The sequence below is a fragment of the Kitasatospora sp. NPDC092948 genome, assembly GCF_044754805.1.
Lineage (GTDB): Bacteria > Actinomycetota > Actinomycetes > Streptomycetales > Streptomycetaceae > Kitasatospora.
Genome location: NZ_JBIVPU010000002.1, coordinates 207,814 through 233,744, shown reverse-complemented (window position 1 = coordinate 233,744; position 25,931 = coordinate 207,814). Strand labels below are relative to the sequence as shown.

Sequence of the window (25,931 nt, the reverse complement as noted above, 5' to 3'; positions counted from 1 at the left end):
ATGAGTTCTCCGCTTGCCCGGCTCCTGGGTGCCCTGCCGCCCGGTGTCCGGGCGGTGGCCGGGGGCACCGTCGTTCTGGGCGCGTCCTCCTACGTGTACCTGGCGCTGGCCGGTTACAGCCTGGACAGCTCCGAGGTGGCCGGCGTCTCGGTGCTGTGGACGGTGCTGATGTCCGTCGGGTACGGACTCTTCACCCCGGTGGAGCTCGAACTCAACCGGCTGGTCTCGGCGCGGCACGTGGCGGGGGAGGGCCCGCTTCCGGTGGTTCGCCGGGTGCTGGGCCTGACCGTGGCCGTGCTCGCGGCGGTGCTGCTGGCCATCGGCCTGGCGGCGCGGCCGATCGCCGACTGGCTGTTCGCGGGCGACCGCGGGCTGGTGGCCGGGCTCGGGCTGGCGATGGTCGGGCTGGCGATCAGCTCGGTCGTCCGCGGGGCGCTCGCCGGCCTCGGCAACTTCCGTGCCTACGGCATGCAGCTGGCCGTCGACGGCGGTCTGCGCATCGGCCTCGGCGCCCTCATCCCGCTGGCCGGCCTGCACTCGGCGCTGGCCTTCAGCGTGATCCTGGTGGTGGCGCCGCTCGCGGCCTCGGTCATCGGCCTGCGCTCCGTGCTCGGCGATCGCCGCGGCGGCTCGGTGCTGGGGTGGCGCGAGGTCACCGGCGGGCTCGGGCTGCTGACCGGCTCGACGCTGCTGTCCCAGCTGATGGTCAACGCCTCGGTGGTGAGCGTGAAGCTCCTCTCACCCGACTCGGTGGCGCTGGTCGGCGCCCTGCTCAGCGCCGTGGTGCTGGCCCGGGTGCCGCTCTTCGCGTACGTCGCCATCCAGGCGTCGCTGGTCTCGACCCTTTCCGGCGCGGCTGCGATCGGGGACCAGGCGGCCTTCCGCAAGGTGCTGACCCGCACCGCGGGCATCGTCCTCGGACTGTGTGTGGTGGCCGGCGTGCCGACCGTGCTTCTCGGGCCGAGGCTGGTCCAGCTTCTGTTCAATGCCCAGGACGTGCTGACCTCGGCGGACTTCCTGTGGCTGGTGCTGGGCACCGCCTGCTACATGCTCGCGACGGTTCTGGGCCAGGCGCTGATGTCGCTGGACCGGCACCGCTCGCAGTTCGCGGCCTGGCTGGCCGGGACGGCCGCCCTGGTGGCAGTCACCCTGCTGCCGGGCCCCGACGCCGGAACGCGAGCCGAGCTGGGTTACCTGTTCGGATCGCTGGTGAGCGCCGCGGGGATGCTCTGGCTGCTCTTCCGGTCGCTCGCCGTGAACGCCCGGGTGCGGTTGGCGGAACGGAAGGCTGAGGACGGGCAGACTGCCGCGGTCGGCATACCCCGATCGTGAACGGGTTATGCGCTTCAGCTCAGAGCCTCTTGTGTGACGTTGATCAGATCGCTCTATCATATGCCGGGCACTCTTACGCCCCTCGCCGCTGAAAGGCGCGTCCCGTCGTGCATCTAACTACCATCACCTCGATCACCGGTGTGCTGGTGCTCGTGTACATCCTCGAGTTGCTGCGCCGGCAGCAACTCCGTGAGAAGTACGCGGCCATCTGGCTCGTCATCGGCCTGGTCGCGGCCCCGCTGGGCTTCATACCCTCGCTGCTGGACTCGACCGCCCGCCGCCTCGGGATCGCCTCCGGCGTCAGCCTGGTCTTCTTCCTCGGGTTCCTGCTGGTCCTGCTGGTCTGCCTGCACCTCAGCTACGAGGCGAGTCGGCTGGAGGCGGAGACCCGGACGCTCTCGGAAGAGGTGGCGCTTCTCCGCGCCCACCTCGTCGAGCACCACGGCTACCCCATCTCCGAGCAGGGCCCCGCCTCGGACTCCGTCGACCCCAAGGTTCACTCATGATCGACGGACAGCGTGTCCTCATCATCCTCCCCGCGTGGAACGAGGCCGAGGGCCTCCCCGGCATCCTTGCCGAGATCAAGGCGCAGCTTCCCGGTGTGGACACCCTGGTCGTCGACGACGGGTCCACCGACGAGACGGCCGCGGTCGCCGCACGCTGCGGTTCCCCGGTCATCCAGCTCCCGTACAACCTCGGTGTGGGCGGCGCGATGCGGGCCGGCTACAAGTTCGCCGACCTGCACGGCTACGACGTGGCGATACAGGTGGACTCGGACGGCCAGCACGACCCGTCCTACGTCCCGCTGCTGCTGGAGAAGCTGAAGGAAGCCGATCTGGTGATCGGCGCCCGTTTCTCCGGCGAGGGTTCCTACAAGGTCCGCGGCCCCCGCAAGTGGGCGATGAAGCTGCTCTCCACGGTGCTGTCCGCGGTGACCCGGACCAAGCTGACCGACACCACGTCCGGATTCCGTGCGTGCAACCGCCAGCTGATCGAGTTCTTCGCGCAGTGGTACCCGGTGGAGTACCTGGGGGACACCATCGAGAGCATGGTCGGCGCGGCCCGCTGCGGCTACACCGTCCGGCAGGTCCCGGTCTCCATGCGCGAGCGGACCACCGGCACGCCGAGCGCCTCGCCGGTCAAGGCGATGGTCTACCTGTTCCGGGCCGGCTTCGTGCTGCTGCTCGCCGCCATCCGCCGGATGCCCAAGCACCTCAAGCGTGCGGCCGGCCGCGACGCGTACGTCTCCAACCGCGCGCGGGTCTCCAGCGGCGCCTGATTCCTCTGCGGGGCCCGGCCGCGCAGCTACCAGAGAGAGTGTTGGACCTTGCAGTCTTCTTCCGGTGCCGCAGAGGCACCACGCGAGATGGAGAGCGAACAGGCCGCCCCCTCGACGGTCGCTGAGGCGGCCGGGCCCCGTCCCCGGTCCGGGGTGGCGCGGCTGGGCGAGCTGCGGTGGTTCTGGGGAGCGGCCCTGCTCCTCGGCTACGCCGTCCAGATCTTCTTCCGGCTCTGGCTGAGCCGGGACCAGGACTACCCCGTGGTCTCGCCGGACGAGTCGGACTACCTGGTCATGGCCCGGGTGATCGCCGGCCTGCCGACCACCGAGATCCCCGGCAACGAGGTCATCCCGAGCGGGTACTCGCTGCTGATATCCCCGGCCCTGCGTTTCGCCGGGGGCGACCCGATCGCCGCCTACCACGGCGTGATGGTGATCAACGCGCTGATCAGCTGCCTGGTGCTGCCGCTGGTCTACGTCGCACTGCGTCGACTGGACGTGCCGCGGGTGCTCGCGTACCTGTTCGGAACGGTCGCCGTCATGCTGCCGCCGGTCGTCTTCTACTCGCAGTACGCGATGTCCGACACCGTGCTGCCCGCCCTGCTGCTGGCCTGGCTGATCGGCCTGCACGGGCTGCTCTCGGACGGCCCGCGCGGGAGCCGGATCCGGTACGGACTGATGGCCGGTCTGGCCGGCGGCTACAGCATGGTGGTGCACGACCGCGGCGGTGTCGTGGTCGCCCTGACCGGCGTGGTGCTGCTGGTCGTGCTGGTCCGGAACTGGGCGCCCCGGATCGCCACCGCGGTGTCGCTGGTCGCGCTGGTGGGGATGTTCGGGCTCAAGCAGCTCATGACCGCGTGGATGATCCACGCCATCGACGGGGCGCACCCCAGTGCGGTCGGCAACGCGGTCTTCAAGACGCTCTTCCACCCGAACCTGCTGCGCCGCACCGTGATGCGCACGATCGGCCACATCTGGTACTTCCTCACCTCGACCTGGGGCATCGCCGCGCTGGCCGTCGTGGTCTGCGTGGTCTGCGTGTTCGGCCGCAAGTACGCCCGGGCGGACCGGGTGGTCGCCTTCGTGATGGTGGCGTTGATGTGCGGCATCGCGCTGGCCGCCGCCGCCGGTCTGCCCAACGACCACCGGATCGACACCATCGTCTACGCCCGGTACCTGTCGCCGCTGGTGCCGGTGTTCTTCGTGGTGGGCGCCGCGGCGCTGTACCGGCTCGGGCGCAAGAGGCTGAGCTACCTGGCGGCGAGCGCGGTCGGCCTGATCCTCGTGGTGACCGTGCTGCTGCTGCACTTCGCCACGCAGCAGTTCCACAAGTCGTACTTCATCCTGTGGGCGCTGCCCGACGCGACCTTCCTGTCGAGCTGGTGGTCCGACGACTGGGGGGCCTTCCACGCCGGCCTGACCACCGCGGTCGCGGTGGTCGTCCTCGGCCTGGTCGTCGGCATCCGGCTGCTCGGCGGCCGCCGCTCGGCGGCGGCGACCGGGGCGATCGGCCTGGCGCTCGCGGTGTTCGCCTGCTTCGCCACGGTGAACATCACCGACAACGTGACCCGGCCGAACACCTCGTGGCGCTACGGCGACGCGACCGGCTTTATCGAGGAGGCCGGCATCCGGCCGGGCGACAAGGTGGTCATGGACTTCGGGTTCCGCTGGGAGCGCCGCATGACCATGGCGTACTCGGTCCTCGACGGCCGGGTGTGGACCCGCGAGCTGATCGACGGCGAGGCCCCGCCGGCCGAGGCCAACGTCGCGGTCGTCGCGCTCTGGGCGTCCGAGAACCCCGCGCCGGCCGAGGAGAGCTGGCAGAAGGCGCCGGCGGGCTGGCACGTGGACCGGGGCGTGATGAAGGACGGCTTCGTGGTCTGGCGCCGCGACTGACCTGGCGGCCACCGACCGGTCCTCCGACCGCGTGTTTGAGCGGTCGGGGGGCCGGTTGGCGTATCGCCCGCGTTCTGTGGCAGGATGTCTGAGTTGCTCGGTTGAGTACCGATGCTGCGCGCCTCCCGTCGGGAGGACTGGAAGCGAGTCCCATGTACTCGTCGTTCCCGTGAATGGCCGTCCATGTGCCCACGTGCTGTGTGTGGGTGCAGTGGTGTGTAAGCGACACCGCGGCAGCTGCGGGGCGAAAGTACGGGAATCTTCCGGGAAGCGTATGCGGGGTATCGGCCCGGCCCACCTCTCTCCTGAAAGTTTGAAACCGACGAATCTGTTCGCCGGTTTTTTGCAAGCGCGAGTGCGACACGCCCGAGCGCGGGGGTCGGAGGAGGGGTCGCGAGGCAACGTACGACACAAAGGACTACGGAGTAGCCATGGCGGGACAGAAGATCCGCATCCGGCTCAAGGCCTACGACCACGAGGTCATCGACTCCTCGGCGAAGAAGATCGTCGAGACGGTGATCCGGACTGGTGCGCAGGTCGCGGGCCCGGTGCCGCTGCCCACTGAGAAGAACGTGTACTGCGTCATCCGCTCGCCGCACAAGTACAAGGACTCGCGCGAGCACTTCGAGATGCGCACTCACAAGCGTCTGATCGACATCCTCGACCCCACGCCGAAGACGGTTGACTCGCTGATGCGTCTCGACCTGCCGGCGGGCGTCGACATCGAGATCAAGCTCTGAGAGGCGCACCGAAGATGGCTAAGCAGATTAAGGGCATCCTGGGCGAGAAGCTCGGCATGACCCAGGTCTGGGACGAGAACAACCGGGTTGTCCCGGTGACCGTCGTCAAGGCTGGGCCCAATGTCGTGACCCAGGTCCACACCGCCGACAGCCCGGCCGGCTACGACGCCGTCCAGATCGGCTTCGGCGAGATCGACCCCCGCAAGGTGAACAAGCCCCTCCAGGGCCACTTCGCCAAGGCCGGTGTCACCCCCCGCCGCCACCTGGTCGAGCTGCGTACCGCGGACGCGTCCGAGTACACCCTGGGCCAGGAGATCACCGCTGAGCTGTTCGAGGCGGGTGTCAAGGTCGACGTGACCGGCACCTCCAAGGGCAAGGGCTTCGCCGGTGTCATGAAGCGTCACAACTTCAAGGGCCTCGGCGCCGGTCACGGCACCCAGCGCAAGCACCGCTCGCCCGGTTCGATCGGTGGCTGCGCCACCCCGGGCCGTGTGTTCAAGGGCATGCGTATGGCGGGTCGGATGGGCCACGAGCGTGTGACCACCCAGAACCTGACCGTGCACGCGGTCGACGCGGAGAAGGGTCTGCTGCTCATCAAGGGCGCGATCCCGGGTCCGAACGGCGGCCTCGTCCTCGTCCGCACCGCGGCGAAGGGGCTGTGAAGGATATGAGCACCATTGACATTCTGTCGCCGGCCGGCGACAAGGCCGGCAGCGTCGAGCTGCCCGCCGAGATCTTCGACGCCAAGGTCAGCGTTCCGCTGATGCACCAGGTCGTCGTGGCGCAGCTCGCTGCGGCCCGTCAGGGCACTCACAAGGTCAAGCGTCGTGGCGAGGTCCGCGGCGGCGGCAAGAAGCCGTACCGCCAGAAGGGCACCGGTCGCGCCCGCCAGGGTTCGACCCGCGCGCCGCAGTTCGCCGGTGGTGGCGTCGTGCACGGTCCCGTGCCGCGCGACTACTCGCAGCGGACCCCCAAGAAGATGATCGCCGCCGCCCTGCGCAGCGCGCTCACCGACCGGGCCCGTCACGAGCGCATCCACGTCGTGACCGGCGTGACCGCGACCGAGGCGCCGTCGACCAAGGCCGCCAAGGCCCTGTTCGGCAAGATCTCCGAGCGCAAGAACCTCCTCCTGGTGGTCGAGCGCGAGGACGAGCTGGGCATCCTGTCCGCTCGCAACCTGGCGAACGTGCACATCCTGGACGCCGGCCAGCTGAACACCTACGACGTGCTCGTCTCCGACGATGTGGTCTTCACCCAGGCCGCCTTCGAGCGTTTCGTGGCCGGTCCGGCCGCGTCCGCCAAGGCCGTTGCTGCTGAGGGCGAGCTCGAAGGGACTGCCGCCTGATGAGCGAGATCACCTCCAAGACGTTCACGGACCCCCGTGACGTCCTGATCAAGCCGGTTATCTCGGAGAAGAGCTACTCGCTCCTCGACGAGAACAAGTACACGTTCGTCGTGGCTCCCGGTGCCAACAAGACCCAGATCAAGCAGGCCGTCGAGTCGGTCTTCTCGGTCAAGGTCGAGGCCGTGAACACGCTGAACCGTCAGGGCAAGCGCAAGCGCTCCCGCACCGGTTTCGGCAAGCGCAAGGACACCAAGCGCGCGATCGTGACGCTGGCCGAGGGCAACCGCATCGACATCTTCGGTGGTCCGGTCGCCTGACCTTCGGGTCAGGGGCTGCGATCGTCGTAAAGGACGAGGACAGAAATGGGTATCCGCAAGTACAAGCCGACTACGCCGGGCCGTCGTGGCTCCAGCGTGGCCGACTTCGTCGAAATCACGCGGTCCACGCCGGAGAAGTCGCTGGTTCGCCCGCTGCACAGCAAGGGCGGCCGTAACAACGCCGGTCGTGTCACTGCTCGCCACCAGGGTGGCGGTCACAAGCGCGCCTACCGTCTGATCGACTTCCGTCGTCACGACAAGGACGGCGTGCCGGCCAAGGTCGCTCACATCGAGTACGACCCCAACCGCACCGCGCGCATCGCGCTCCTGCACTACGCGGACGGCGAGAAGCGCTACATCATCGCCCCCCGCGGCGTCGCGCAGGGTGACCGGATCGAGAACGGCGCTGGCGCCGACATCAAGCCGGGCAACAACCTGCCGCTGCGCAACATCCCGGTCGGTACCACCATCCACGCGGTGGAGCTCCGTCCCGGCGGTGGCGCCAAGCTGGCCCGTTCCGCGGGTTCCGGCATTCAGCTGCTCGCCCGTGAGGGTCGCATGGCGCACCTGCGCATGCCCTCCGGTGAGATCCGCCTGGTGGACGCGCGCTGCCGCGCGACCGTCGGCGAGGTCGGCAACGCCGAGCAGTCGAACATCAACTGGGGCAAGGCCGGCCGTATGCGCTGGAAGGGCGTCCGCCCGACCGTGCGTGGTGTGGCCATGAACCCGATCGACCACCCGCACGGTGGTGGTGAGGGTAAGACCTCCGGTGGTCGCCACCCGGTCTCGCCGTGGGGCAAGCCCGAGGGCCGCACCCGTCGCCCGAACAAGGCGTCGGACAAGCTCATCGTGCGCCGCCGCAAGACCAACAAGAAGCGCTAGGAGCAGGTCAGATGCCGCGCAGTCTCAAGAAGGGCCCCTTCATCGACGACCACCTTCAGAAGAAGGTGGACGTGCAGAACGAGGCGGGCACGCAGAACGTCATCAAGACCTGGTCCCGTCGTTCCGTGATCTCCCCGGCCATGCTGGGCCACACGATCGCGGTTCACGATGGCCGCAAGCACGTCCCGGTGTTCGTCACCGAGTCGATGGTCGGCCACAAGCTCGGCGAGTTCGCTCCCACGCGCACCTTCAAGGGGCACGTGAAGGAAGACCGCAAGTCGAAGCGTCGCTAAGCGTCGATTTGAAGCTCCGCTTCGGGGCTTTCGAGCTGTAGCAACCAGAACGACGTAAGTGACTTACTCCATTAAGGGGACAACCATGGAAGCCAGGGCCCAGGCGCGGTACATCCGCGTCACGCCCATGAAGGCCCGCCGCGTGGTGGACCTCATCCGTGGCCTGCCGGCCACGGAGGCCCAGGCGGTCCTGCGTTTCGCTCCGCAGGCTGCCACCGTGCCGGTCGGCAAGGTGCTCAACAGCGCCATTGCCAACGCCGCGCACAACTACAACCACTCCAACGTGGACGACCTCTACATCTCCGAGGCGTACGTTGACGAGGGTCCGACCCTGAAGCGGTTCCGTCCGCGCGCCCAGGGCCGTGCCTACCGGATCCGCAAGCGGACCAGCCACATCACCGTGGTCGTCAGCAGCAAGGAAGGGACCCGGTAATGGGCCAGAAGGTTAACCCGCACGGGTTCCGCCTCGGCATCAGCACGGACTTCAAGTCCCGCTGGTACGCCGACAAGCTGTACAAGGACTACGTCAAGGAAGACGTCGCGATCCGCCGTCTCATGACGCAGGGCATGGAGCGCGCCGGCATCTCGAAGGTTGAGATCGAGCGCACCCGTGACCGTGTCCGCGTGGACATCCACACCGCCCGCCCGGGCATCGTGATCGGCCGCCGTGGCACGGAGGCCGACAAGATCCGCGGCAAGCTGGAGAAGCTGACCGGCAAGCAGGTCCAGCTGAACATCCTCGAGGTCAAGAACCCCGAGATGGACGCCCAGCTCGTGGCCCAGGGCGTTGCTGAGCAGCTGTCCTCCCGCGTCTCCTTCCGTCGCGCCATGCGTAAGAGCATGCAGTCGACCATGAAGGCCGGCGCCAAGGGCATCAAGGTTCAGTGCTCCGGTCGTCTCGGCGGCGCCGAGATGAGCCGTTCGGAGTTCTACCGCGAAGGCCGTGTGCCGCTGCACACCCTGCGCGCGAACGTCGACTACGGCTTCTTCGAGGCCAAGACCACCTTCGGCCGCATCGGCGTGAAGGTCTGGATCTACAAGGGCGACGTCAAGAACATCGCCGAGGTCCGCGCTGAGAACGCCGCTGCCCGCTCGGGCAACCGCCCGGCCCGTCCCGAGGGCGGTCGTCCCGCTCGCGGTGGCGAGCGCCGTGGTGGCGAGCGCGGTGGCCGCGGCCGTCGTCCCGCCGCTGCTGCTGCCGAGGCTCAGGCCCCGGCTGCCGCGGTCGAGGCTCCGGCTGCTGAGAACACCGGAACGGAGGCCTGACCCTCATGCTGATCCCCCGTCGGGTCAAGCACCGCAAGCAGCACCACCCGAAGCGTTCCGGCGCTGCCAAGGGTGGCACCGAGCTGGCGTTCGGCCAGTTCGGCATCCAGGCCGTGACCCCGGCCTACGTGACGAACCGTCAGATCGAGTCCGCTCGTATCGCGATCACCCGTCACATCCGTCGTGGCGGCAAGGTCTGGATCAACATCTACCCGGACCGCCCGCTCACCAAGAAGCCGGCCGAAACCCGCATGGGTTCCGGTAAGGGTTCGCCGGAGTGGTGGATCGCGAACGTGCACCCGGGTCGGGTCATGTTCGAACTGTCGTACCCGAACGAGAAGATTGCCCGCGAGGCGCTCACGCGTGCCGCGCACAAGCTTCCGATGAAGTGCCGGATCGTTCGGCGCGAGGACGGTGAGAGCTGATGTCGGCCGCTACCAAGGCTGCTGAGCTTCGCGAGCTGGACAACGAGGCGCTCGTTGCCAAGCTCCGTGAGGCCAAGGAGGAGCTGTTCAACCTCCGCTTCCAGGCGGCGACCGGGCAGCTCGACAACCACGGACGGCTCCGGCTGGTCCGTAAGGACATCGCGCGGATCTACACCCTGATGCGCGAGCGCGAGCTGGGCATCGAGACGGTGGAGAACGCCTGATGACTGAGAACACCAACGAGACGCGCGGTTTCCGCAAGACCCGTGAGGGTCTCGTCGTCAGCGACAAGATGGACAAGACCGTCGTCGTCGCCGTCGAGGACCGCGTCAAGCACGCGCTGTACGGCAAGGTCATCCGCCGTACCAACAAGCTGAAGGCGCACGACGAGCAGAACGCGTGCGGTGTCGGCGACCGTGTCCTCCTGATGGAGACCCGGCCGCTGTCCGCGACGAAGCGCTGGCGCGTCGTCGAGATCCTCGAGAAGGCCAAGTAACAAGGTTGTTCGCGGTACGGCCGTATGTGCACCAGGCCCCCAGGGGTGCGGGTGTGAGCAGCGGCCGGCCCGTCAACACTTGTTGACGATCAGGAGAATGCTGTGATCCAGCAGGAGTCGCGACTGCGCGTCGCCGACAACACGGGTGCGAAGGAAATTCTCTGCATCCGCGTTCTCGGTGGCTCCGGTCGCCGCTACGCCGGTATCGGCGACGTCATCGTCGCCACCGTCAAGGACGCGATCCCCGGCGGTTCGGTGAAGAAGGGCGACGTCGTGAAGTGCGTCGTCGTTCGCACCGTCAAGGAGCGCCGCCGTCCGGACGGCTCGTACATCCGTTTCGACGAGAACGCCGCTGTCGTTCTCAAGAACACCGATGGCGACCCCCGCGGTACCCGCATCTTCGGCCCGGTGGGCCGCGAGCTGCGCGACAAGAAGTTCATGAAGATCATCTCGCTGGCGCCGGAGGTGCTCTAACCCATGGCGAACAGCATGAAGATCAAGAAGGGTGACCTGGTCCAGGTCATCACCGGCAAGGACAAGGGCAAGCAGGGCAAGGTCATTCAGGCCATGCCCGCTGACAACAAGGTCCTCGTCGAGGGTGTCAACCGGGTCAAGAAGCACACCAAGCCGGGCCCCGGCACCCAGGGTGGCATCGTGACCGTCGAGGCCCCGGTGCACGTCTCCAACGTCCAGCTGGTCGTGGAGAAGGACGGCAAGAAGGTCGTTACCCGCGTCGGCTACCGCTTCGACGACCAGGGCAACAAGATCCGCGTTGCCAAGCGGACGGGTGAGGACATCTGATGTCTGAGACGACTGTTGAGAAGGTGGCCCCCCGCCTCAAGGAGAAGTACCTCTCCGAGGTCAAGGGCCAGCTGCACGAGCAGTTCTCGTACGAGAACGTCATGCTGATCCCCGGCCTGGTCAAGGTCGTGGTCAACATGGGTGTCGGCGAGGCTGCCCGTGACAGCAAGCTGATCGAGGGCGCCATCAAGGACCTGACCGCGATCACCGGTCAGAAGCCGGCCGTGACCAAGGCCCGCAAGTCCATCGCGCAGTTCAAGCTGCGCGAGGGTCAGCCGATCGGCGCCCACGTCACCCTCCGCGGTGACCGCATGTGGGAGTTCGTGGACCGTCTGGTGTCGCTGGCTCTGCCGCGTATCCGTGACTTCCGCGGCCTCTCGCCGAAGCAGTTCGACGGCCGTGGCAACTACACCTTCGGTCTGACCGAGCAGGTCATGTTCCACGAGATCGACCAGGACAAGGTCGACCGTCAGCGCGGTATGGACATCACCGTCGTGACCACCGCTCAGACCGACGATGAGGGCCGGGCGCTGCTGCGCGCTCTGGGCTTCCCGTTCAAGGAGGCGTGAGCCATGGCGAAGAAGGCCCTGATCGCTAAGTCCGAGCGCAAGCCGAAGTTCGGCGTCCGGGCGTACACCCGGTGCCAGCGCTGCGGCCGTCCGCACTCGGTGTACCGCAAGTTCGGCCTGTGCCGTGTGTGCCTCCGTGAGATGGCGCACCGCGGCGAGCTGCCGGGCGTGACCAAGAGCTCCTGGTAATCACTTACCAGCTGTTCTGACCAGCGAAGCAGTGTGCCCGACCCCCGCTTTTGGGTTCCGGTAGCGGATCCCGTAAGGTTGTGGGGTCGGGCCCCTGCCGCAGCGCCCTGTCCGGGCAGTCTGCGGCTCTCTGAAGAGGGCTCGCGAAACCCAGTCTTACTACGTCGCAGGTCCCCTGCGCTTGTGCCCCTTTCGCACTCTTTCACGAGTGCGCGGAGGGGGACCTGGTGCGGAGAAACCACGGCGAGAGAGGCCTGAGGCCACCATGACCATGACCGACCCGATCGCAGACATGCTCACTCGTCTGCGTAACGCCAACTCGGCGTACCACGACTCCGTCGTGATGCCGTCGAGCAAGATCAAGGCGCACGTCGCCGAGATCCTGCAGCAGGAGGGTTACATCTCCTCCTACAAGGTTGAGGACCCCACCGAGAACGAGGTCGGCAAGAAGCTGACCATCGAGCTCAAGTTCGGTCCGAACCGTGAGCGCTCCATCGCCGGCATCAAGCGCATCAGCAAGCCGGGTCTGCGTGTTTACGCAAAGTCCACCAACCTGCCGAAGGTTCTCGGCGGCCTGGGCGTGGCGATCATCTCCACGTCCTCCGGCCTCCTGACCGACAAGCAGGCCGCCAAGAAGGGCGTAGGCGGAGAAGTTCTCGCCTACGTCTGGTAATTCGGGAAACGGAGGTACAGCAATGTCGCGCATTGGACGGCTGCCCATCCAGGTTCCCGCTGGTGTGGACGTCACCATCGACGGCCAGACGGTCTCGGTGAAGGGCCCCAAGGGTTCGCTCACCCACGTCGTCGCCGCGCCGATCGAGATCGGCAAGGGCGAGGACGGCTCTCTGGTCGTCACCCGCCCGAACGACGAGCGTCAGTCGAAGGCCCTGCACGGCCTGTCGCGCACGCTGGTGGCGAACATGATCACCGGCGTGACCGCGGGCTACCGCAAGTCGCTGGAGATCAGCGGTGTCGGTTACCGAGTCACGGCGAAGGGCTCCAACATGGAGTTCGCGCTGGGCTACAGCCACCCGATTCTGGTCGAGGCGCCGGAGGGCATCTCCTTCGTCGTCGAGTCGCCCACCAAGTTCCACGTGGACGGCACCGACAAGCAGAAGGTCGGCGAGATCGCCGCGAAGATCCGCAAGCTGCGCAAGCCCGACCCGTACAAGGCCAAGGGCGTCAAGTACGCGGGCGAGGTCATCCGCCGCAAGGTCGGAAAGAGTGGTAAGTAAGCGATGAGCGTCTCTGTCAAGATCGGCAAGGGCAACGCCTACAAGAACGCCGCCCGCAAGCGCCGCGCCATTCGCGTTCGCAAGCGCGTCGTCGGCACCGAGGTGCGTCCGCGCCTCGTCGTGACGCGTTCGAACCGCCACATGGTCGCCCAGGTCATCGACGACGCCAAGGGCCACACCCTGGCGTCGGCGTCCACCCTCGACGTGTCCATCAAGGGCACCGAGGGCGACAAGACCGAGCTGGCCAAGAAGGTCGGAAGCCTGGTCGCCGAGCGCGCCAAGGCTGCCGGCGTCGAGTCGGTCGTCTTCGACCGCGCGGGCAACCGGTACGCCGGCCGCATCGCCGCTCTGGCGGACGCGGCTCGCGAGGCCGGGCTCGACTTCTAAGCCGCTCGTCGACTCTGTCGGCGGACGTAAACGAGAGAGGTAATTCCAATGGCTGGACCCCAGCGCCGCGAAGGCGGCGCCGGTCGCGGCACGGGTGGCGAGCGGCGCGACCGTAAGCGTGACGAGCGGGGCGGCGCCCCGGTCGCCGAGAAGACTGCTTACGTCGAGCGTGTCGTCGCGATCAACCGTGTCGCCAAGGTTGTCAAGGGTGGTCGTCGTTTCAGCTTCACCGCGCTGGTCGTGGTGGGCGACGGTGACGGCACCGTGGGTGTCGGTTACGGCAAGGCGAAGGAGGTTCCGGCCGCCATCGCCAAGGGCGTTGAGGAGGCCAAGAAGAACTTCTTCAAGGTCCCCCGTATCCAGGGCACCATCCCGCACCCCATCCAGGGCGAGAAGGCCGCCGGCGTCGTGCTGCTGAAGCCGGCGTCCCCCGGTACCGGTGTTATCGCCGGTGGTCCGGTGCGCGCCGTCCTGGAGTGCGCCGGCGTTCACGACATCCTGTCGAAGTCGCTCGGCTCGGACAACGCGATCAACATCGTGCACGCCACCGTGGCCGCTCTGAAGGGCCTCGTGCGCCCCGAGGAGATCGCCGCCCGTCGTGGCCTGCCCCTGGAGGACGTGGCCCCGGCCGCGCTGCTCCGGGCCCGTGCGGCTGGGGTGAGCGCCTGATGGCTCGCCTGAAGGTCACCCAGACCAAGTCGTACATCGGTAGCAAGCAGAACCACCGTGACACCCTGCGTTCGCTCGGCCTGAAGCGGCTGAACGACACCGTGGTGAAGGAGGACCGCCCGGAGATCCGCGGCATGGTCCACACCGTTCGCCACCTCGTCACGGTCGAGGAGGTGGACTGAAATGGCGGACAACTCCCCCATCAAGATCCACAACCTGCGTCCGGCGCCCGGCGCCAAGACCGACAAGATCCGCGTCGGTCGTGGTGAGGGCTCCAAGGGTAAGACCGCAGGTCGTGGTACCAAGGGCACCAAGGCCCGCTACCAGGTTCCGCAGCGCTTCGAGGGTGGCCAGATGCCGCTCCACATGCGTCTGCCGAAGCTGAAGGGCTTCAAGAACCCGGCCCACAAGCAGTTCCAGGTCGTGAACCTGGACCGCCTGGCCGAGCTCTACCCGAACGGTGGCGAGGTCACCGTTGCCGACCTGGTCGCCAAGGGCGCCGTTCGCAAGAACGAGCTCGTCAAGGTTCTCGGCCAGGGCGACATCGCGGTCGCGCTGCAGGTGACGGTCGACGCCGTCTCCGGCTCCGCCACCGAGAAGATCACCGCCGCGGGCGGCTCGGTCACCGAGCTGCTGTGACGTCGCTGATCTGACGCACGGACAGAAACCGGGCCCCGCGCCCCTCTTGAGAGAGAGGGGCGCGGGGCCCGGCTTCGTTTTGACACCGACACGCTTGAACACGTGTGCTGGATTTGTGTGTCAAACCCGGGCAAGCCGTACCCCATGCGTGGGGGAGCGGCAGTGCGCGCTTCTGTCGAGCGCCCGGGCACTGTTAGAGTCCGTGAAGTTCCCTTTCCCCACATCAGGACCGACCCTTCCGCCGACGACGCGCGGGAGGCGCAGGAGGCACCGTGCTCAGTGCGTTCGCGCGGGCGTTCCAGACGCCCGACCTGCGCAAGAAGCTGCTGTTCACGCTGGGCATCATGGTGCTGTTCCGGCTGGGCGCCCACGTTCCGATGCCCGGAATCAACTTCGAGGCCGTGCACGCATGTGTGAGCGGTCAGAAGGAGGGCCTGTTCGGGCTGGTCAACCTGTTCAGTGGAAACGCGCTGCTGCAGCTGACCATCTTTGCGCTCGGCATCATGCCGTACATCACGGCCAGCATCATCCTGCAGCTGCTCACAGTAGTCATTCCACGGCTGGAGGCCCTGAAGAAGGAGGGGCAGTCCGGCCAGGCGAAGATCACCCAGTACACCCGCTACCTGACCATCGCGCTCGCGGTGCTCCAGGGCACCGGCATTCTCGCGACCGCGTCCAGCGGCGCGCTGTTCTCCGGTTGCGCGCAGGGCGGGAACATCGTCCCGAACACCTCGATCTTCCGGATCGCCACGATGGTCATCATCATGACCGCCGGCACCACCGTGATCATGTGGCTGGGTGAGCTCATCACCGACCGCGGCATCGGCAACGGCATGTCGATCCTGATCTTCACCTCGATCGCGGCCGGCTTCCCCGGCTCGATGTGGGCCATCAAGGGCTCCGGCAAGCTGCTGGACGGCTGGGGCGAGTTCGCCGCGGTCATCCTGGTCGGCATCATCGTGGTCTGCCTGGTCATCTTCGTCGAGCAGGCACAGCGCCGGATTCCGGTGCAGTACGCGAAGCGGATGGTCGGCCGGCGGTCGTTCGGCGGCACCTCGACCTACATTCCGCTGAAGGTCAACCAGGCCGGTGTGATCCCGGTCATCTTCGCCTCCTCGCTGCTGTACATTCCGGCGCTGGTGGTGCAGCTGACCAACTCGCAGGCGGGCTGGGCGATCTGGATCAAGAACCACTTCATCAAGGGTGACCACCCGATCTACATGGCCACCTACTTCGTGCTGATCGTGTTCTTCGCGTTCTTCTACGTCGCCATCTCCTTCAACCCCGAAGAAGTTGCCGACAATATGAAGAAGTATGGTGGGTTCATCCCGGGTATCCGGGCCGGCCGACCGACGGCCGAGTACCTGAACTACGTGCTCACCCGCATCACGTGGCCGGGTTCGCTGTACCTGGGCCTGATCGCGCTGATCCCGATGGTCGCCCTGGTCGCCTTCGGGCAGCAGACCAACTTCCCGTTCGGCGGCACCTCCGTGCTCATCGTCGTCGGCGTCGGACTCGAAACTGTGAAGCAGATCGAGAGCCAGCTCCAGCAGCGCAATTACGAAGGGTTCCTCCGCTGATGCGAATCGTCCTCGTCGGACCCCCCGGGGCCGGGAAGGGTACTCAGGCGCACGTTCTGGCCAAGACCCTGTCCATTCCCCACATCTCCACCGGTGACCTCTTCCGTGCCAACATCAGCCAGGGCACCCCGCTGGGTGTCGAGGCGAAGTCCTACATGGACGCCGGGCGCCTGGTGCCCGACGAGGTCACCATCGGGATGGCCAAGGACCGCATGCTCCAGGAGGACGCCGCCGGCGGCTTCCTGCTGGACGGCTTCCCGCGCAACCTGGGTCAGGCCGAGGCGCTGGACGCCTTCCTGACCGAGCAGGGCATCGCGCTGGACGGCGTGCTGGACCTGGAGGTCCCCGAGGACGAGGTCGTCAAGCGGATCGCCGGTCGCCGGCTGTGCCGCAAGAACGGCGCCCACGTGTTCCACGTGGTGTACAACCAGCCGAAGACCGAGGGCGTCTGCGACGAGTGCGGCGGCGAGCTGTACCAGCGCTCGGACGACACCGAGGAAGCCGTGCGGGTCCGGCTGGAGGAGTACCACTCCAAGACCGAGCCGATCATCGGCTACTACCAGGAGCAGGGCCTGCTGGTCACCATCTCCGCCCTCGGCAAGGTGGACGAGGTGACCGAGCGCGCGGTCGCCGCCCTGGAGCAGAAGAAGAACAAGAACGACTGACCCCGTGCCATCGAGACGGCCGGGTCGCCCCGAAGCGGGCGGCCCGGCCGTCTCGGCGTCGTACGGTGGAAGGCAGTCCGAGAACAGAACGTGGAAGGCGTGGACCAGATGGAGATCAAGACCCCCGAGCAGATCGCCAAGATGCGGGCGGCCGGGCTGGTCGTCGCCGAGGCGCTGAAGGCCTGCCGCGAGGCGGTCGCCCCGGGGGTGACCACCGGTGAGCTGAACGAGATCGCCGACCAGGTCATCACCAAGCACGGCGCCACGTCCAACTTCCGCGCCGACCACGGCGGCCTCTGGTTCCCGGGCGTGATCTGCGCCTCGGTGAACGAGGAGGTCGTGCACGGCATCCCCGGCGACAAGGCGCTGAAGGCCGGCGACCTGATCTCGATCGACTGCGGCGCGATCCTGGATGGCTGGCACGGCGACGCGGCGATCACCGTCGCGGTCGGTGCGACCGCCGACGAGAACGTGATGCTGTCGAAGGTCACCGAGGGCTCGATGTGGGCCGGCATCGCCCAGATGAAGAAGGGCAACCGCCTGGTCGACGTCTCCCGGGCGATCGAGGGCTTCATCCGCCGCCAGCCGCTGCCGCCGAAGGGCAAGTGGGGCATCACCGAGGGCTACGGCGGCCACGGCATCGGCACCGCCATGCACATGGAGCCGCACGTGCTGAACTACGTGGCCGGCCGGGGCAAGGGCCCGAAGCTGGTGCCCGGCACGGTGCTGGCGATCGAGCCGATGGTCTCGCTCGGCACCCCGCACACTGCGATCCTGGACGACGACTGGACGGTCGTCACCACCGACGGCACCTGGGCCTCGCACTGGGAGCACTCGGTGGCCGTCACCGAGCAGGGCCCGCTGGTGCTGACCGCGTTCGACGGCGGCAAGGCGGAGCTGGCCAAGCTGGGCGTCACCGCGGCGCCGGACCCGCTGGGCTGACCCGTCCGGGGCGGCGCGCGGGACGGCCGATGATCTGAGGGACATCTCTCAAAGCGGCAGATCGGGGCCCGGGGGTTTTGACCCCCGGGCCCCTTGTCCTATTTTCGTCAGCTGGTACCCACAGCTATCCCCAGGAGAGACAGTGCTCAAGGGCTTCCGCGACTTCATGATGCGCGGCAACGTCATCGACATGGCCGTCGGTGTGGTCATCGGTGCCGCGTTCACCGGAGTCGTGACCGGCTTCGTGACCGCGTTCCTCACCCCGGTGCTCGGCGTGGTGGTCGGCGCGGCCGGCGACTTCGGCGCGTACACGTTCACCGTCGCCAACGTGACCTTCCCGTACGGCCAGTTCCTGAACGTGCTGATCGCGTTCGTGCTGACCGCCGCGGTGCTGTACTTCTGCGTGGTGCTCCCGGTCTCCAAGGCCACCGCCCGGTACCTGCCGAAGAAGCCCGCCACGCCCAAGCGCCCGTGCCCCGAGTGCCTGACCGAGATCCCCCAGGCGGCCCGCCGCTGCGCGTCCTGCACCGCGGTGGTGGAGCCGGTGCTCCCCATCCAGGTGACGGCCAAGGGCTGATGATTTCGCTCCGGCGTGGTGCTTGGTTTACGATGGTGCGTCGGCTCACTCGTAGCGTGTTTCGGCACGCCCTCAACCCAGGAGAGTCCTCCCGGGGCGAGGTGAAGCCTGGTTCGCACGAGCGTTCCGCATACGGTAGCCGGACCCGAAGGGTGGATCTCGCAGTTCATGGCTAAGAAGCAAGGCGCCATTGAGATCGAGGGCACCGTGATCGAGTCTCTTCCGAACGCGATGTTCAAGGTCGAGCTGCAGAACGGTCACAAGGTCCTCGCGCACATCAGCGGCAAGATGCGCATGCACTACATCCGCATCCTCCCGGATGACCGGGTCGTGGTGGAGCTGAGCCCCTACGACCTGACCCGCGGCCGGATCGTCTACCGCTACAAGTAACAAAAGCCAGATCTAGACCCCGGAGAACCTGAGTCATGAAGGTCAAGCCGAGCGTCAAGAAGATCTGCGACAAGTGCAAGGTGATCCGCCGCCACGGCCGGGTCATGGTGATCTGCGACAACCTGCGCCACAAGCAGCGCCAGGGCTGAATCACCCCCCAGCATTTCTCGTAGTACCTTCGCGCGACGCGCACCAACGTCATACGCGGGCCGCCCGATCCGTCCCCAGGACGGACTGCCACCCCCGGTCAGAGGCCGGGGCTCCCTGTCGAGAGACAGTGAGTAGGCGGCACGTCAGACCTCTGAAGAACCACAGGAGCCTTGAATGGCACGCCTCGCCGGCGTTGATCTCCCCCGCGAAAAGCGGATCGAGATCGCCCTCACCTACGTCTACGGCATCGGCCGTACCCGCGCCCAGCAGACGCTGGTCGAGACCGGTGTGAGCCCGGACGTCCGCGTCCGCGACATCACCGAGGAAGACCTCGTCAAGCTGCAGAAGTTCATCGACGCGAACTTCGAGGTCGAGGGTGACCTCCGCCGTGCCGTCGCCGCCGACATCCGCCGCAAGGTCGAGATCGGCTGCTACGAGGGCCTGCGCCACCGCCGCGGCCTGCCGGTCCGCGGTCAGCGCACCCACACCAACGCGCGTACCCGCAAGGGCCCGCGTCGCGCGATCGCCGGTAAGAAGAAGCCGGGCAAGAAGTAGTCCGTCCCGTCAACCGGACATCCCTCCGGCCCGCGGGATAGCGGACCGACCACCTCAGTAGGAGAACAGACTTATGCCCCCCAAGGGTCGTCAGGCTGCCGGCGCGAAGAAGATCCGCCGCAAGGAGAAGAAGAACGTCGCTCACGGGCACGCCCACATCAAGAGCACGTTCAACAACACCATCGTTTCGATCACCGACCCCGCGGGCAACGTGATCTCCTGGGCCTCCGCCGGCCACGTCGGTTTCAAGGGCTCGCGCAAGTCCACCCCGTTCGCCGCGCAGATGGCCGCCGAGGCCGCTGCCCGTCGCGCGCAGGAGCACGGCATGCGCAAGGTCGACGTCTTCGTGAAGGGTCCGGGCTCCGGCCGCGAGACCGCGATCCGTTCGCTCCAGGCCACCGGCCTGGAGGTCGGCTCGATCCAGGACGTCACCCCCACCCCGCACAACGGCTGCCGTCCGCCGAAGCGTCGCCGCGTTTGATCCGGTGCCCGCTGCGGGCATCCGGTAACGCGTTTTAAACCTGGTACGGGCTCCCGTTTTCTGCGGGAGCCCGTACGCTTGGTCCTGTCGGCATCAAATAGTGGGTGCCGAAGACAACTGGAGGATCCAGAACATGCTGATCGCTCAGCGTCCTTCGCTGACCGAAGAGGTCGTCGACGAGTTCCGCTCGCGGTTCGTGATCGAGCCGCTGGAGCCGGGCTTCGGCTACACCCTCGGCAACTCCCTGCGCCGCACGCTCCTCTCCTCGATCCCGGGTGCCGCTGTCACCAGCATCCGCATCGACGGTGTCCTGCACGAGTTCACCACCGTGCCGGGCGTCAAGGAGGACGTCACCGACCTCATCCTGAACATCAAGCAGCTGGTCGTCTCCTCGGAGCACGACGAGCCGGTCGTGATGTACCTGCGCAAGCAGGGCCCGGGTGTGGTCACCGCCGCCGACATCGCGCCGCCGGCCGGTGTCGAGGTGCACAACCCCGAGCTGGTCCTCGCCACCCTGAACGGCAAGGGCAAGCTGGAGATGGAGCTGACCGTCGAGCGCGGTCGCGGCTACGTCTCCGCCGTCCAGAACAAGGCTTCCGGCCAGGAGATCGGCCGCATCCCGGTCGACTCGATCTACAGCCCCGTGCTGAAGGTCACCTACAAGGTCGAGGCCACCCGTGTCGAGCAGCGCACCGACTTCGACAAGCTGATCGTCGACGTCGAGACCAAGCCCGCGATGCGTCCGCGCGACGCGATGGCGTCGGCCGGCAAGACCCTGGTCGAGCTGTTCGGCCTGGCCCGCGAGCTGAACGTCGACGCCGAGGGCATCGACATGGGTCCGTCCCCGACGGACGCCGCCCTGGCCGCGGACCTGGCGCTGCCGATCGAGGAGCTGGAGCTCACGGTCCGCTCCTACAACTGCCTCAAGCGCGAGGGCATCCACACCGTGGGTGAGCTCGTCGCCCGCTCGGAGGCCGACCTGCTCGACATCCGCAACTTCGGTGCGAAGTCGATCGACGAGGTCAAGGCGAAGCTGGCCGGCATGGGCCTGGCCCTCAAGGACAGCCCGCCCGGATTCGACCCGACCGCCGCCGCCGACGCCTTCGGCGCCGACGACCTGGACGACCAGGGCTACGCGGAGACCGAGCAGTACTGAGTTTTGGCACCGGGGGCGGTTCCTGTGAACCGCCCCCGGCACCATGAAAAGTCGTACGGACACAGTGTCCGTACGCCCGCTGCGGTACCTGGTACGGCCGCAGTCGGAGATTCAAGGAGCGAAACATGCCCCGTCCCACCAAGGGCGCCCGCCTCGGCGGCGGCCCGCACCACGAGCCGCTGCTGCTGGCCGGCCTGGCCCGCGAGCTGTTCCAGTACGGCCGCATCACCACCACCGAGGCCAAGGCCCGTCGCCTGCGCCCGCTGGCGGAGAAGCTGATCACCAAGGCGAAGAAGGGCGACATCCACAACCGTCGCCTGGTGCGCAAGACCATCACCGACGTGGCGGTCCTGCACACCCTCTTCACCGAGATCGCCCCGCGGTTCGAGAACCGCCCCGGCGGTTACACCCGCATCACCAAGATCGGCACCCGTCGTGGCGACAACGCCCCGATGGCCGTGATCGAGCTGGTCGAGGGCGAGATCGCCACCAAGGCGACCGTCGCCGAGGCCGAGGCCGCTGCCAAGCGCGCCGTCAAGGAGGCCGAGCAGGCCGCCGAGGCCAAGGCCGACGAGGCCGAGACCACCGAGGCCTGAGCCTCCTAGGTCCGTGACCGGGCCCGCCCTCCCTCGGGAGAGCGGGCCCGTTCGCATCTCAGCAGCGAGACAGGGGAGTTGGAGTGGTGAACGACTGCGCGGAGCAGCCGCCGGTGAAGGACGGCCCGGCCGACGGGCACACCCGGATCAGGCTCGATCTGGCGTACCACGGGGCGGAGTTCTCCGGCTGGGCCCGGCAGCGCAGCCGGCGCACCGTGCAGGGCGAGCTGGAGGACGCGCTGCGGATCGTGCTGCGCAGCGAGGAGAACTTCCCGCTGACGGTGGCCGGGCGGACGGACGCCGGGGTGCACGCGCGCGGGCAGGTCGCGCACGTCGACCTGCCGGACGAGCTGTGGGCGCAGCACGGCGAGAAGCTGCTGCGCCGACTGGCCGGGCGGCTGCCGGCGGACGTGCGGGTGTACCGGCTGGGGGAGGCGCCGCACGGGTTCGACGCGCGGTTCGCGGCGATCTGGCGGCGCTACGCGTACCGGGTGGCCGACCATCCGGGCGGGGTCGACCCGATGCTGCGCGGGCACGTGCTGTGGCACGACCGGCCGCTGGACCTGGAGAAGATGAACGCCGCCGCGAAGCTGCTGGTGGGCGAGCACGACTTCGCCGCGTACTGCAAGAAGCGCGAGGGCGCGACGACCATCCGCACCCTGCTGGAGGTGCACTGGGACCGGGTGCCGATCGACCCGTACGCGGCCCAGGAGGGTTCGCTGGCGGTGGCGACGGTGCGGGCGGACGCGTTCTGCCACAACATGGTGCGTTCGCTGGTCGGCGCGATGCTGCTGGTCGGCGACGGGCACCGGCCGGTGGAGTTCCCGGGCGAGGTGCTGGCGGGCGGGGTGCGCAACTCCGCGGTCAACGTGATCCGGCCGCACGGGCTGACCCTGGAGGAGGTCGGGTACCCGGCGGACGAGCTGCTGGCGGAGCGGAACCGGGTTTCGCGGCGCCTGCGGACTCTTGGGGACGGGGCTGCCGAGGGCGCGGCCGGCGCTGTTCCGGGCGGATCCGACTGAGGGCGCCGTTCCCTTCGCGCAGCTCCCCGCGTCCCCGACGGGGCGTGGGGTGCTCGGTGCCGGCGGGCGGGCGCAGGGTAATCCGTTTTGTCACGCGGTGGGGGCTTGGCACAATCCACAGACATGGGACATGTCGAGATCTCGCACCTTGAGTACTACCTGCCGGACGGGCGGGTGCTGTTCGACGACGCGTCCTTCCGCGTCGGTGAGGGCGCGGCCGCCGCGCTGGTCGGCGCGAACGGCGCGGGGAAGACCACGCTGCTGCGCATGATCGCGGGGGACGTGCAGCCGCACGGCGGCTCCGTGACGGTGAGCGGCGGGCTGGGCGTGATGCGCCAGTTCGTCGGGACCACCGGCCGGGAGGACGTGAAGGACACCCCCGGTGCGCTGGCCGCCGACGCCTCGGTGCGGGACCTGCTGGTCTCGGTCGCGCCGAAGCGGATAGCGGACGCCGCCCGCCGGGTGGACGCCGCCGAGCTGGCGATGATCGCGCAGGACGACGAGAAGTCGCAGATGGCGTACGCGCAGGCGCTCTCCGACTGGTCGGACGCCGGCGGCTACGAGTACGAGGCCGACTGGGACGTCTGCACCACGGCCGCGCTCGGCATGCCCTTCGACCGCGCCCAGTGGCGGGGCCTGAACACGCTGTCCGGCGGCGAGCAGAAGCGGCTGGTGCTGGAGGCGCTGCTGCGCGGCCCGGACGAGGTGCTGCTGCTCGACGAGCCGGACAACTACCTGGACGTGCCGGGCAAGCGCTGGCTGGAGGAGGCCATCCGGGCCACCGGCAAGACGGTGCTCTACATCTCGCACGACCGGGAGCTGCTCTCCCGCACCGCCGAGAAGATCATCGCGGTGGAGTCCGGCGCGGCCGGCTCCAGCGTGTGGGTGCACGGCGGCGGCTTCGACACCTTCCACGAGGCGCGCAAGGCCCGGTTCGAGCGGTTCGAGGAACTGCGCCGCCGGTGGGACGAGGAGCACGCCAAGCTGAAGAAGCTGGTGGTGACGCTGCGGCAGGCGGCGGCGGTCAGCCACGAAATGGCGTCCCGGTACGCGGCCGCGCAGACCAGGCTGAAGAAGTTCGAGGACGCGGGCCCGCCCGAGGCGCCGCCGCGCGAGCAGTCGATCAGCATGCGGCTGAAGGGCGGCCGTACCGGCGTCCGGGCGTTCACCATGCAGGGCCTGGAGCTGACCGGCCTGATGAAGCCGTTCGACCTGGAGGTCTTCTACGGCGAGCGGGTCGGGGTGCTCGGCTCCAACGGCTCCGGCAAGTCGCACTTCCTGCGGCTGCTGGCCGGCGACGAGTCGGTCCGGCACGGCGGCACCTGGAAGCTCGGCGCCCGGGTGGTGCCGGGGCACTTCCGGCAGACCCACGCCCATCCGGAGCTGATGGGCCGCACCGTGCGGGCGATCGTCGAGGAGGAGCACGCGCTGTCCCGGGGCGCGGCGATGTCGGCGCTGCGCCGCTACGAGCTGGACCGCCAGGAGGAGCAGAAGTTCGAGTCGCTGTCCGGCGGGCAGCAGGCCCGGCTGATGATCCTCAAGCTGGAGCTGTCGGGCGTGACGGCGCTGCTGCTGGACGAGCCGACCGACAACCTGGACCTGGAGAGCGCGGAGGCGCTCCAGCAGGGCCTGGAGGCGTTCGACGGCACGGTGCTGTGCGTCACCCACGACCGCTGGTTCGCGCGGACCTTCGACCGCTTCCTGGTGTTCGGCTCGGACGGCCGGGTGTACGAGTCGCCGGAGCCGGTCTGGGACGAGACCCGGGTGGTCCGGGACCGCTGACCGGGCGCCGCCGCCGCGGGCGGGTCGTCCGTCCCGCGGCGGCGCCGCCGGGCCGGTTTGGAGACAGCGCCCCCGGCCCGGTATTGTTGGCTGCTGTTGTGCGTATTGGCTCGCTCTATCTCACGTGAGAGGTCGGTACGCCGGAGACTTCGCAGGCCGAACTTCAGCGGCCACCGCCCGAATTGCGTCCGGGTAGGTCGGCTGAAGGCCCCGGGCCTGTGTGCTCCTGTCAGGACCCACTCACTGAAAAGCGAAGGCTACGACCGTGCGTACGTACAGCCCCAAGCCCGGCGACGTCCAGCGTCAGTGGCACGTCATCGACGCGACCGACGTCGTGCTCGGCCGCCTGGCCTCCCAGGCCGCCAACCTCCTGCGGGGCAAGCACAAGGCGATCTACGCGCCGCACGTTGACACTGGTGACTTCGTCATCATCATCAACGCCGACAAGGTGCACCTCTCGGGCAACAAGAAGACCCAGAAGCTCGCCTACCGTCACAGCGGCTTCCCGGGCGGTCTCCGTTCGGTCCGTTACGACGACCTGCTGGCGAACAACCCGGAGAAGGCCGTCGAGAAGGCCATCAAGGGCATGGTTCCGAAGAACAGCCTCGGCCGCCAGATGCTCTCGAAGCTGAAGGTCTACTCGGGCGACCAGCACCCGCACGCTGCGCAGCAGCCGGTGCCGTTCGAGATCTCCCAGGTCGCGCAGTAATTCCGGCCACCCACACCCCAACTGACGTAGAAGAGCTGAGGAACACCGTGGCCGAGACTGCCATCGAGAGCACCCTCGAGGTCGAATTCGACGACGAGAACGTCGACGAGTACACCACCGAGTCCGAGTACACCACCGAGTCGCTGGCCGGCCGCTTCGGCGAGGCCGTCCCCGGCGCCGGCCTCGGCCGCCGCAAGGAGGCGATCGCCCGCGTGCGCATCGTCCCCGGCACCGGCGTGTGGAAGATCAACGGTCGCACCCTGGAGAACTACTTCCCCAACAAGGTGCACCAGCAGACCGTGAACGAGCCCTTCAAGCTCCTGGAGCTGGACGGCCGTTACGACGTCATCGCCCGCATCTCGGGTGGCGGCGTCTCCGGTCAGGCCTACGCGCTGCGCCTCGGCGTGGCCCGTGCGCTGAACGAGGCGGACGTGGACAACAACCGCGGCCCGCTGAAGAAGGCCGGCTTCCTGACCCGTGACGCCCGCGCCGTCGAGCGCAAGAAGGCCGGTCTGAAGAAGGCCCGCAAGGCGCCGCAGTACAGCAAGCGCTAATCGCACCCCTCG

Annotated in this window: 39 protein-coding genes; all 39 read left to right on the top strand. The window is 68.0% G+C overall.

What is annotated here, in order from left to right; translation table 11 throughout:
• Positions 1-1,332 (top strand): lipopolysaccharide biosynthesis protein, encoded by a 1,332-nt coding sequence (locus ACIQF6_RS05735; protein ID WP_400890510.1) that lies wholly within the window; start codon positions 1-3, stop codon positions 1,330-1,332.
• A gap of 107 nt (positions 1,333-1,439) precedes the next feature.
• Positions 1,440-1,838, top strand: coding sequence for a DUF2304 domain-containing protein (locus ACIQF6_RS05730; protein ID WP_400890508.1), 399 nt, complete (start codon positions 1,440-1,442; stop codon positions 1,836-1,838).
• Positions 1,835-2,611 carry a glycosyltransferase family 2 protein gene (locus ACIQF6_RS05725; protein WP_400890506.1) on the top strand — a complete coding sequence of 259 codons (777 nt, stop codon included), beginning with the start codon at positions 1,835-1,837 and terminating at the stop codon, positions 2,609-2,611. Before ACIQF6_RS05730 ends, ACIQF6_RS05725 begins: the two co-directional genes overlap by 4 nt.
• 87 nt (positions 2,612-2,698) lie before the next feature.
• Positions 2,699-4,507: a hypothetical protein gene (locus ACIQF6_RS05720; RefSeq protein WP_400890504.1), complete on the top strand. Its 1,809-nt coding sequence runs from the start codon at positions 2,699-2,701 to the stop codon at positions 4,505-4,507.
• Between the two features lie 431 nt (positions 4,508-4,938).
• On the top strand, positions 4,939-5,247 hold the full coding sequence (rpsJ, locus tag ACIQF6_RS05715; RefSeq protein ID WP_012785157.1) for a 30S ribosomal protein S10: 309 nt from the start codon (positions 4,939-4,941) through the stop codon (positions 5,245-5,247).
• Positions 5,248-5,261: 14 nt separating this feature from the next.
• Positions 5,262-5,909 carry a 50S ribosomal protein L3 gene (gene rplC / locus ACIQF6_RS05710; protein WP_014136287.1) on the top strand — a complete coding sequence of 216 codons (648 nt, stop codon included), beginning with the start codon at positions 5,262-5,264 and terminating at the stop codon, positions 5,907-5,909.
• Positions 5,910-5,914: 5 nt separating this feature from the next.
• On the top strand, positions 5,915-6,592 hold the full coding sequence (gene rplD, locus ACIQF6_RS05705) for a 50S ribosomal protein L4 (protein WP_387644451.1): 678 nt from the start codon (positions 5,915-5,917) through the stop codon (positions 6,590-6,592).
• The gene (rplW, locus tag ACIQF6_RS05700) at positions 6,592-6,909 is read left to right on the top strand and encodes a 50S ribosomal protein L23 (RefSeq protein ID WP_030457419.1); all 318 of its coding nucleotides are present in this window, start codon (positions 6,592-6,594) and stop codon (positions 6,907-6,909) included. Before rplD ends, rplW begins: the two co-directional genes overlap by 1 nt.
• Positions 6,910-6,954: 45 nt before the next feature.
• The gene (gene rplB, locus ACIQF6_RS05695) at positions 6,955-7,791 is read left to right on the top strand and encodes a 50S ribosomal protein L2 (protein ID WP_043914588.1); all 837 of its coding nucleotides are present in this window, start codon (positions 6,955-6,957) and stop codon (positions 7,789-7,791) included.
• 11 nt (positions 7,792-7,802) lie between these two features.
• Positions 7,803-8,084 carry a 30S ribosomal protein S19 gene (gene rpsS, locus ACIQF6_RS05690; protein WP_014136283.1) on the top strand — a complete coding sequence of 94 codons (282 nt, stop codon included), beginning with the start codon at positions 7,803-7,805 and terminating at the stop codon, positions 8,082-8,084.
• Between the two features lie 85 nt (positions 8,085-8,169).
• Entirely contained in the window at positions 8,170-8,517 is a 348-nt protein-coding gene (gene rplV, locus ACIQF6_RS05685) for a 50S ribosomal protein L22 (RefSeq protein WP_014136282.1), read from the top strand.
• Positions 8,517-9,350 carry a 30S ribosomal protein S3 gene (gene rpsC / locus ACIQF6_RS05680; protein WP_400890501.1) on the top strand — a complete coding sequence of 278 codons (834 nt, stop codon included), beginning with the start codon at positions 8,517-8,519 and terminating at the stop codon, positions 9,348-9,350. Before rplV ends, rpsC begins: the two co-directional genes overlap by 1 nt.
• 5 nt (positions 9,351-9,355) lie before the next feature.
• Positions 9,356-9,775 carry a 50S ribosomal protein L16 gene (rplP, locus tag ACIQF6_RS05675; protein ID WP_400890499.1) on the top strand — a complete coding sequence of 140 codons (420 nt, stop codon included), beginning with the start codon at positions 9,356-9,358 and terminating at the stop codon, positions 9,773-9,775.
• Positions 9,775-9,999 (top strand): 50S ribosomal protein L29, encoded by a 225-nt coding sequence (rpmC, locus tag ACIQF6_RS05670; RefSeq protein WP_030457414.1) that lies wholly within the window; start codon positions 9,775-9,777, stop codon positions 9,997-9,999. Before rplP ends, rpmC begins: the two co-directional genes overlap by 1 nt.
• On the top strand, positions 9,999-10,271 hold the full coding sequence (gene rpsQ, locus ACIQF6_RS05665) for a 30S ribosomal protein S17 (protein ID WP_014136278.1): 273 nt from the start codon (positions 9,999-10,001) through the stop codon (positions 10,269-10,271). The genes rpmC and rpsQ overlap by 1 nt, the downstream gene beginning before the upstream one ends.
• Positions 10,272-10,373: 102 nt before the next feature.
• Entirely contained in the window at positions 10,374-10,745 is a 372-nt protein-coding gene (rplN, locus tag ACIQF6_RS05660) for a 50S ribosomal protein L14 (RefSeq protein ID WP_030300391.1), read from the top strand.
• A gap of 15 nt (positions 10,746-10,760) precedes the next feature.
• A complete protein-coding gene (gene rplX / locus ACIQF6_RS05655; RefSeq protein WP_035872243.1) occupies positions 10,761-11,072 on the top strand; it encodes a 50S ribosomal protein L24 in 312 nt (103 codons plus the stop codon).
• Entirely contained in the window at positions 11,072-11,641 is a 570-nt protein-coding gene (gene rplE / locus ACIQF6_RS05650) for a 50S ribosomal protein L5 (protein ID WP_363471826.1), read from the top strand. Before rplX ends, rplE begins: the two co-directional genes overlap by 1 nt.
• 3 nt (positions 11,642-11,644) lie before the next feature.
• The gene (locus tag ACIQF6_RS05645) at positions 11,645-11,830 is read left to right on the top strand and encodes a type Z 30S ribosomal protein S14 (protein ID WP_008747480.1); all 186 of its coding nucleotides are present in this window, start codon (positions 11,645-11,647) and stop codon (positions 11,828-11,830) included.
• 265 nt (positions 11,831-12,095) lie between these two features.
• A complete protein-coding gene (rpsH, locus tag ACIQF6_RS05640; protein ID WP_043914570.1) occupies positions 12,096-12,503 on the top strand; it encodes a 30S ribosomal protein S8 in 408 nt (135 codons plus the stop codon).
• Positions 12,504-12,525: 22 nt separating this feature from the next.
• Positions 12,526-13,065 carry a 50S ribosomal protein L6 gene (gene rplF, locus ACIQF6_RS05635; RefSeq protein ID WP_400890496.1) on the top strand — a complete coding sequence of 180 codons (540 nt, stop codon included), beginning with the start codon at positions 12,526-12,528 and terminating at the stop codon, positions 13,063-13,065.
• A gap of 3 nt (positions 13,066-13,068) precedes the next feature.
• Positions 13,069-13,452 carry a 50S ribosomal protein L18 gene (gene rplR, locus ACIQF6_RS05630; RefSeq protein ID WP_035863513.1) on the top strand — a complete coding sequence of 128 codons (384 nt, stop codon included), beginning with the start codon at positions 13,069-13,071 and terminating at the stop codon, positions 13,450-13,452.
• A gap of 48 nt (positions 13,453-13,500) precedes the next feature.
• On the top strand, positions 13,501-14,121 hold the full coding sequence (gene rpsE, locus ACIQF6_RS05625; protein ID WP_043914567.1) for a 30S ribosomal protein S5: 621 nt from the start codon (positions 13,501-13,503) through the stop codon (positions 14,119-14,121).
• A complete protein-coding gene (gene rpmD / locus ACIQF6_RS05620) occupies positions 14,121-14,303 on the top strand; it encodes a 50S ribosomal protein L30 (protein WP_014136270.1) in 183 nt (60 codons plus the stop codon). The genes rpsE and rpmD overlap by 1 nt, the downstream gene beginning before the upstream one ends.
• Position 14,304: 1 nt before the next feature.
• A complete protein-coding gene (gene rplO / locus ACIQF6_RS05615; RefSeq protein WP_387644470.1) occupies positions 14,305-14,760 on the top strand; it encodes a 50S ribosomal protein L15 in 456 nt (151 codons plus the stop codon).
• Between the two features lie 272 nt (positions 14,761-15,032).
• Positions 15,033-16,340 (top strand): preprotein translocase subunit SecY, encoded by a 1,308-nt coding sequence (secY, locus tag ACIQF6_RS05610; protein ID WP_400890492.1) that lies wholly within the window; start codon positions 15,033-15,035, stop codon positions 16,338-16,340.
• A complete protein-coding gene (locus tag ACIQF6_RS05605; RefSeq protein WP_400890490.1) occupies positions 16,340-17,005 on the top strand; it encodes an adenylate kinase in 666 nt (221 codons plus the stop codon). Before secY ends, ACIQF6_RS05605 begins: the two co-directional genes overlap by 1 nt.
• A gap of 108 nt (positions 17,006-17,113) precedes the next feature.
• Positions 17,114-17,947: a type I methionyl aminopeptidase gene (map, locus tag ACIQF6_RS05600; RefSeq protein WP_100587338.1), complete on the top strand. Its 834-nt coding sequence runs from the start codon at positions 17,114-17,116 to the stop codon at positions 17,945-17,947.
• A 142-nt stretch (positions 17,948-18,089) separates the two neighbouring features.
• On the top strand, positions 18,090-18,524 hold the full coding sequence (gene mscL, locus ACIQF6_RS05595) for a large conductance mechanosensitive channel protein MscL (RefSeq protein WP_400890488.1): 435 nt from the start codon (positions 18,090-18,092) through the stop codon (positions 18,522-18,524).
• Positions 18,525-18,692: 168 nt separating this feature from the next.
• Positions 18,693-18,914: a translation initiation factor IF-1 gene (gene infA / locus ACIQF6_RS05590; protein WP_003956442.1), complete on the top strand. Its 222-nt coding sequence runs from the start codon at positions 18,693-18,695 to the stop codon at positions 18,912-18,914.
• A 35-nt stretch (positions 18,915-18,949) separates the two neighbouring features.
• Positions 18,950-19,063, top strand: coding sequence for a 50S ribosomal protein L36 (rpmJ, locus tag ACIQF6_RS05585; RefSeq protein WP_003956441.1), 114 nt, complete (start codon positions 18,950-18,952; stop codon positions 19,061-19,063).
• Positions 19,064-19,238: 175 nt separating this feature from the next.
• On the top strand, positions 19,239-19,619 hold the full coding sequence (rpsM, locus tag ACIQF6_RS05580) for a 30S ribosomal protein S13 (RefSeq protein WP_387644481.1): 381 nt from the start codon (positions 19,239-19,241) through the stop codon (positions 19,617-19,619).
• 73 nt (positions 19,620-19,692) lie between these two features.
• Complete coding sequence (gene rpsK / locus ACIQF6_RS05575; protein WP_030232513.1) at positions 19,693-20,100, top strand: 30S ribosomal protein S11; 408 nt, start codon at positions 19,693-19,695, stop codon at positions 20,098-20,100.
• Positions 20,101-20,233: 133 nt separating this feature from the next.
• On the top strand, positions 20,234-21,256 hold the full coding sequence (locus ACIQF6_RS05570) for a DNA-directed RNA polymerase subunit alpha (protein ID WP_030457404.1): 1,023 nt from the start codon (positions 20,234-20,236) through the stop codon (positions 21,254-21,256).
• 125 nt (positions 21,257-21,381) lie between these two features.
• Positions 21,382-21,852 carry a 50S ribosomal protein L17 gene (gene rplQ / locus ACIQF6_RS05565; protein ID WP_400890486.1) on the top strand — a complete coding sequence of 157 codons (471 nt, stop codon included), beginning with the start codon at positions 21,382-21,384 and terminating at the stop codon, positions 21,850-21,852.
• Between the two features lie 86 nt (positions 21,853-21,938).
• Positions 21,939-22,874 carry a tRNA pseudouridine(38-40) synthase TruA gene (truA, locus tag ACIQF6_RS05560; protein ID WP_400890484.1) on the top strand — a complete coding sequence of 312 codons (936 nt, stop codon included), beginning with the start codon at positions 21,939-21,941 and terminating at the stop codon, positions 22,872-22,874.
• A gap of 123 nt (positions 22,875-22,997) precedes the next feature.
• Positions 22,998-24,656, top strand: coding sequence for an ABC-F family ATP-binding cassette domain-containing protein (locus tag ACIQF6_RS05555; RefSeq protein WP_400890482.1), 1,659 nt, complete (start codon positions 22,998-23,000; stop codon positions 24,654-24,656).
• Between the two features lie 265 nt (positions 24,657-24,921).
• Positions 24,922-25,365 carry a 50S ribosomal protein L13 gene (gene rplM, locus ACIQF6_RS05550; protein WP_035863497.1) on the top strand — a complete coding sequence of 148 codons (444 nt, stop codon included), beginning with the start codon at positions 24,922-24,924 and terminating at the stop codon, positions 25,363-25,365.
• A gap of 62 nt (positions 25,366-25,427) precedes the next feature.
• On the top strand, positions 25,428-25,919 hold the full coding sequence (gene rpsI, locus ACIQF6_RS05545; RefSeq protein WP_400892131.1) for a 30S ribosomal protein S9: 492 nt from the start codon (positions 25,428-25,430) through the stop codon (positions 25,917-25,919).
• Positions 25,920-25,931: the final 12 nt, after the last annotated feature.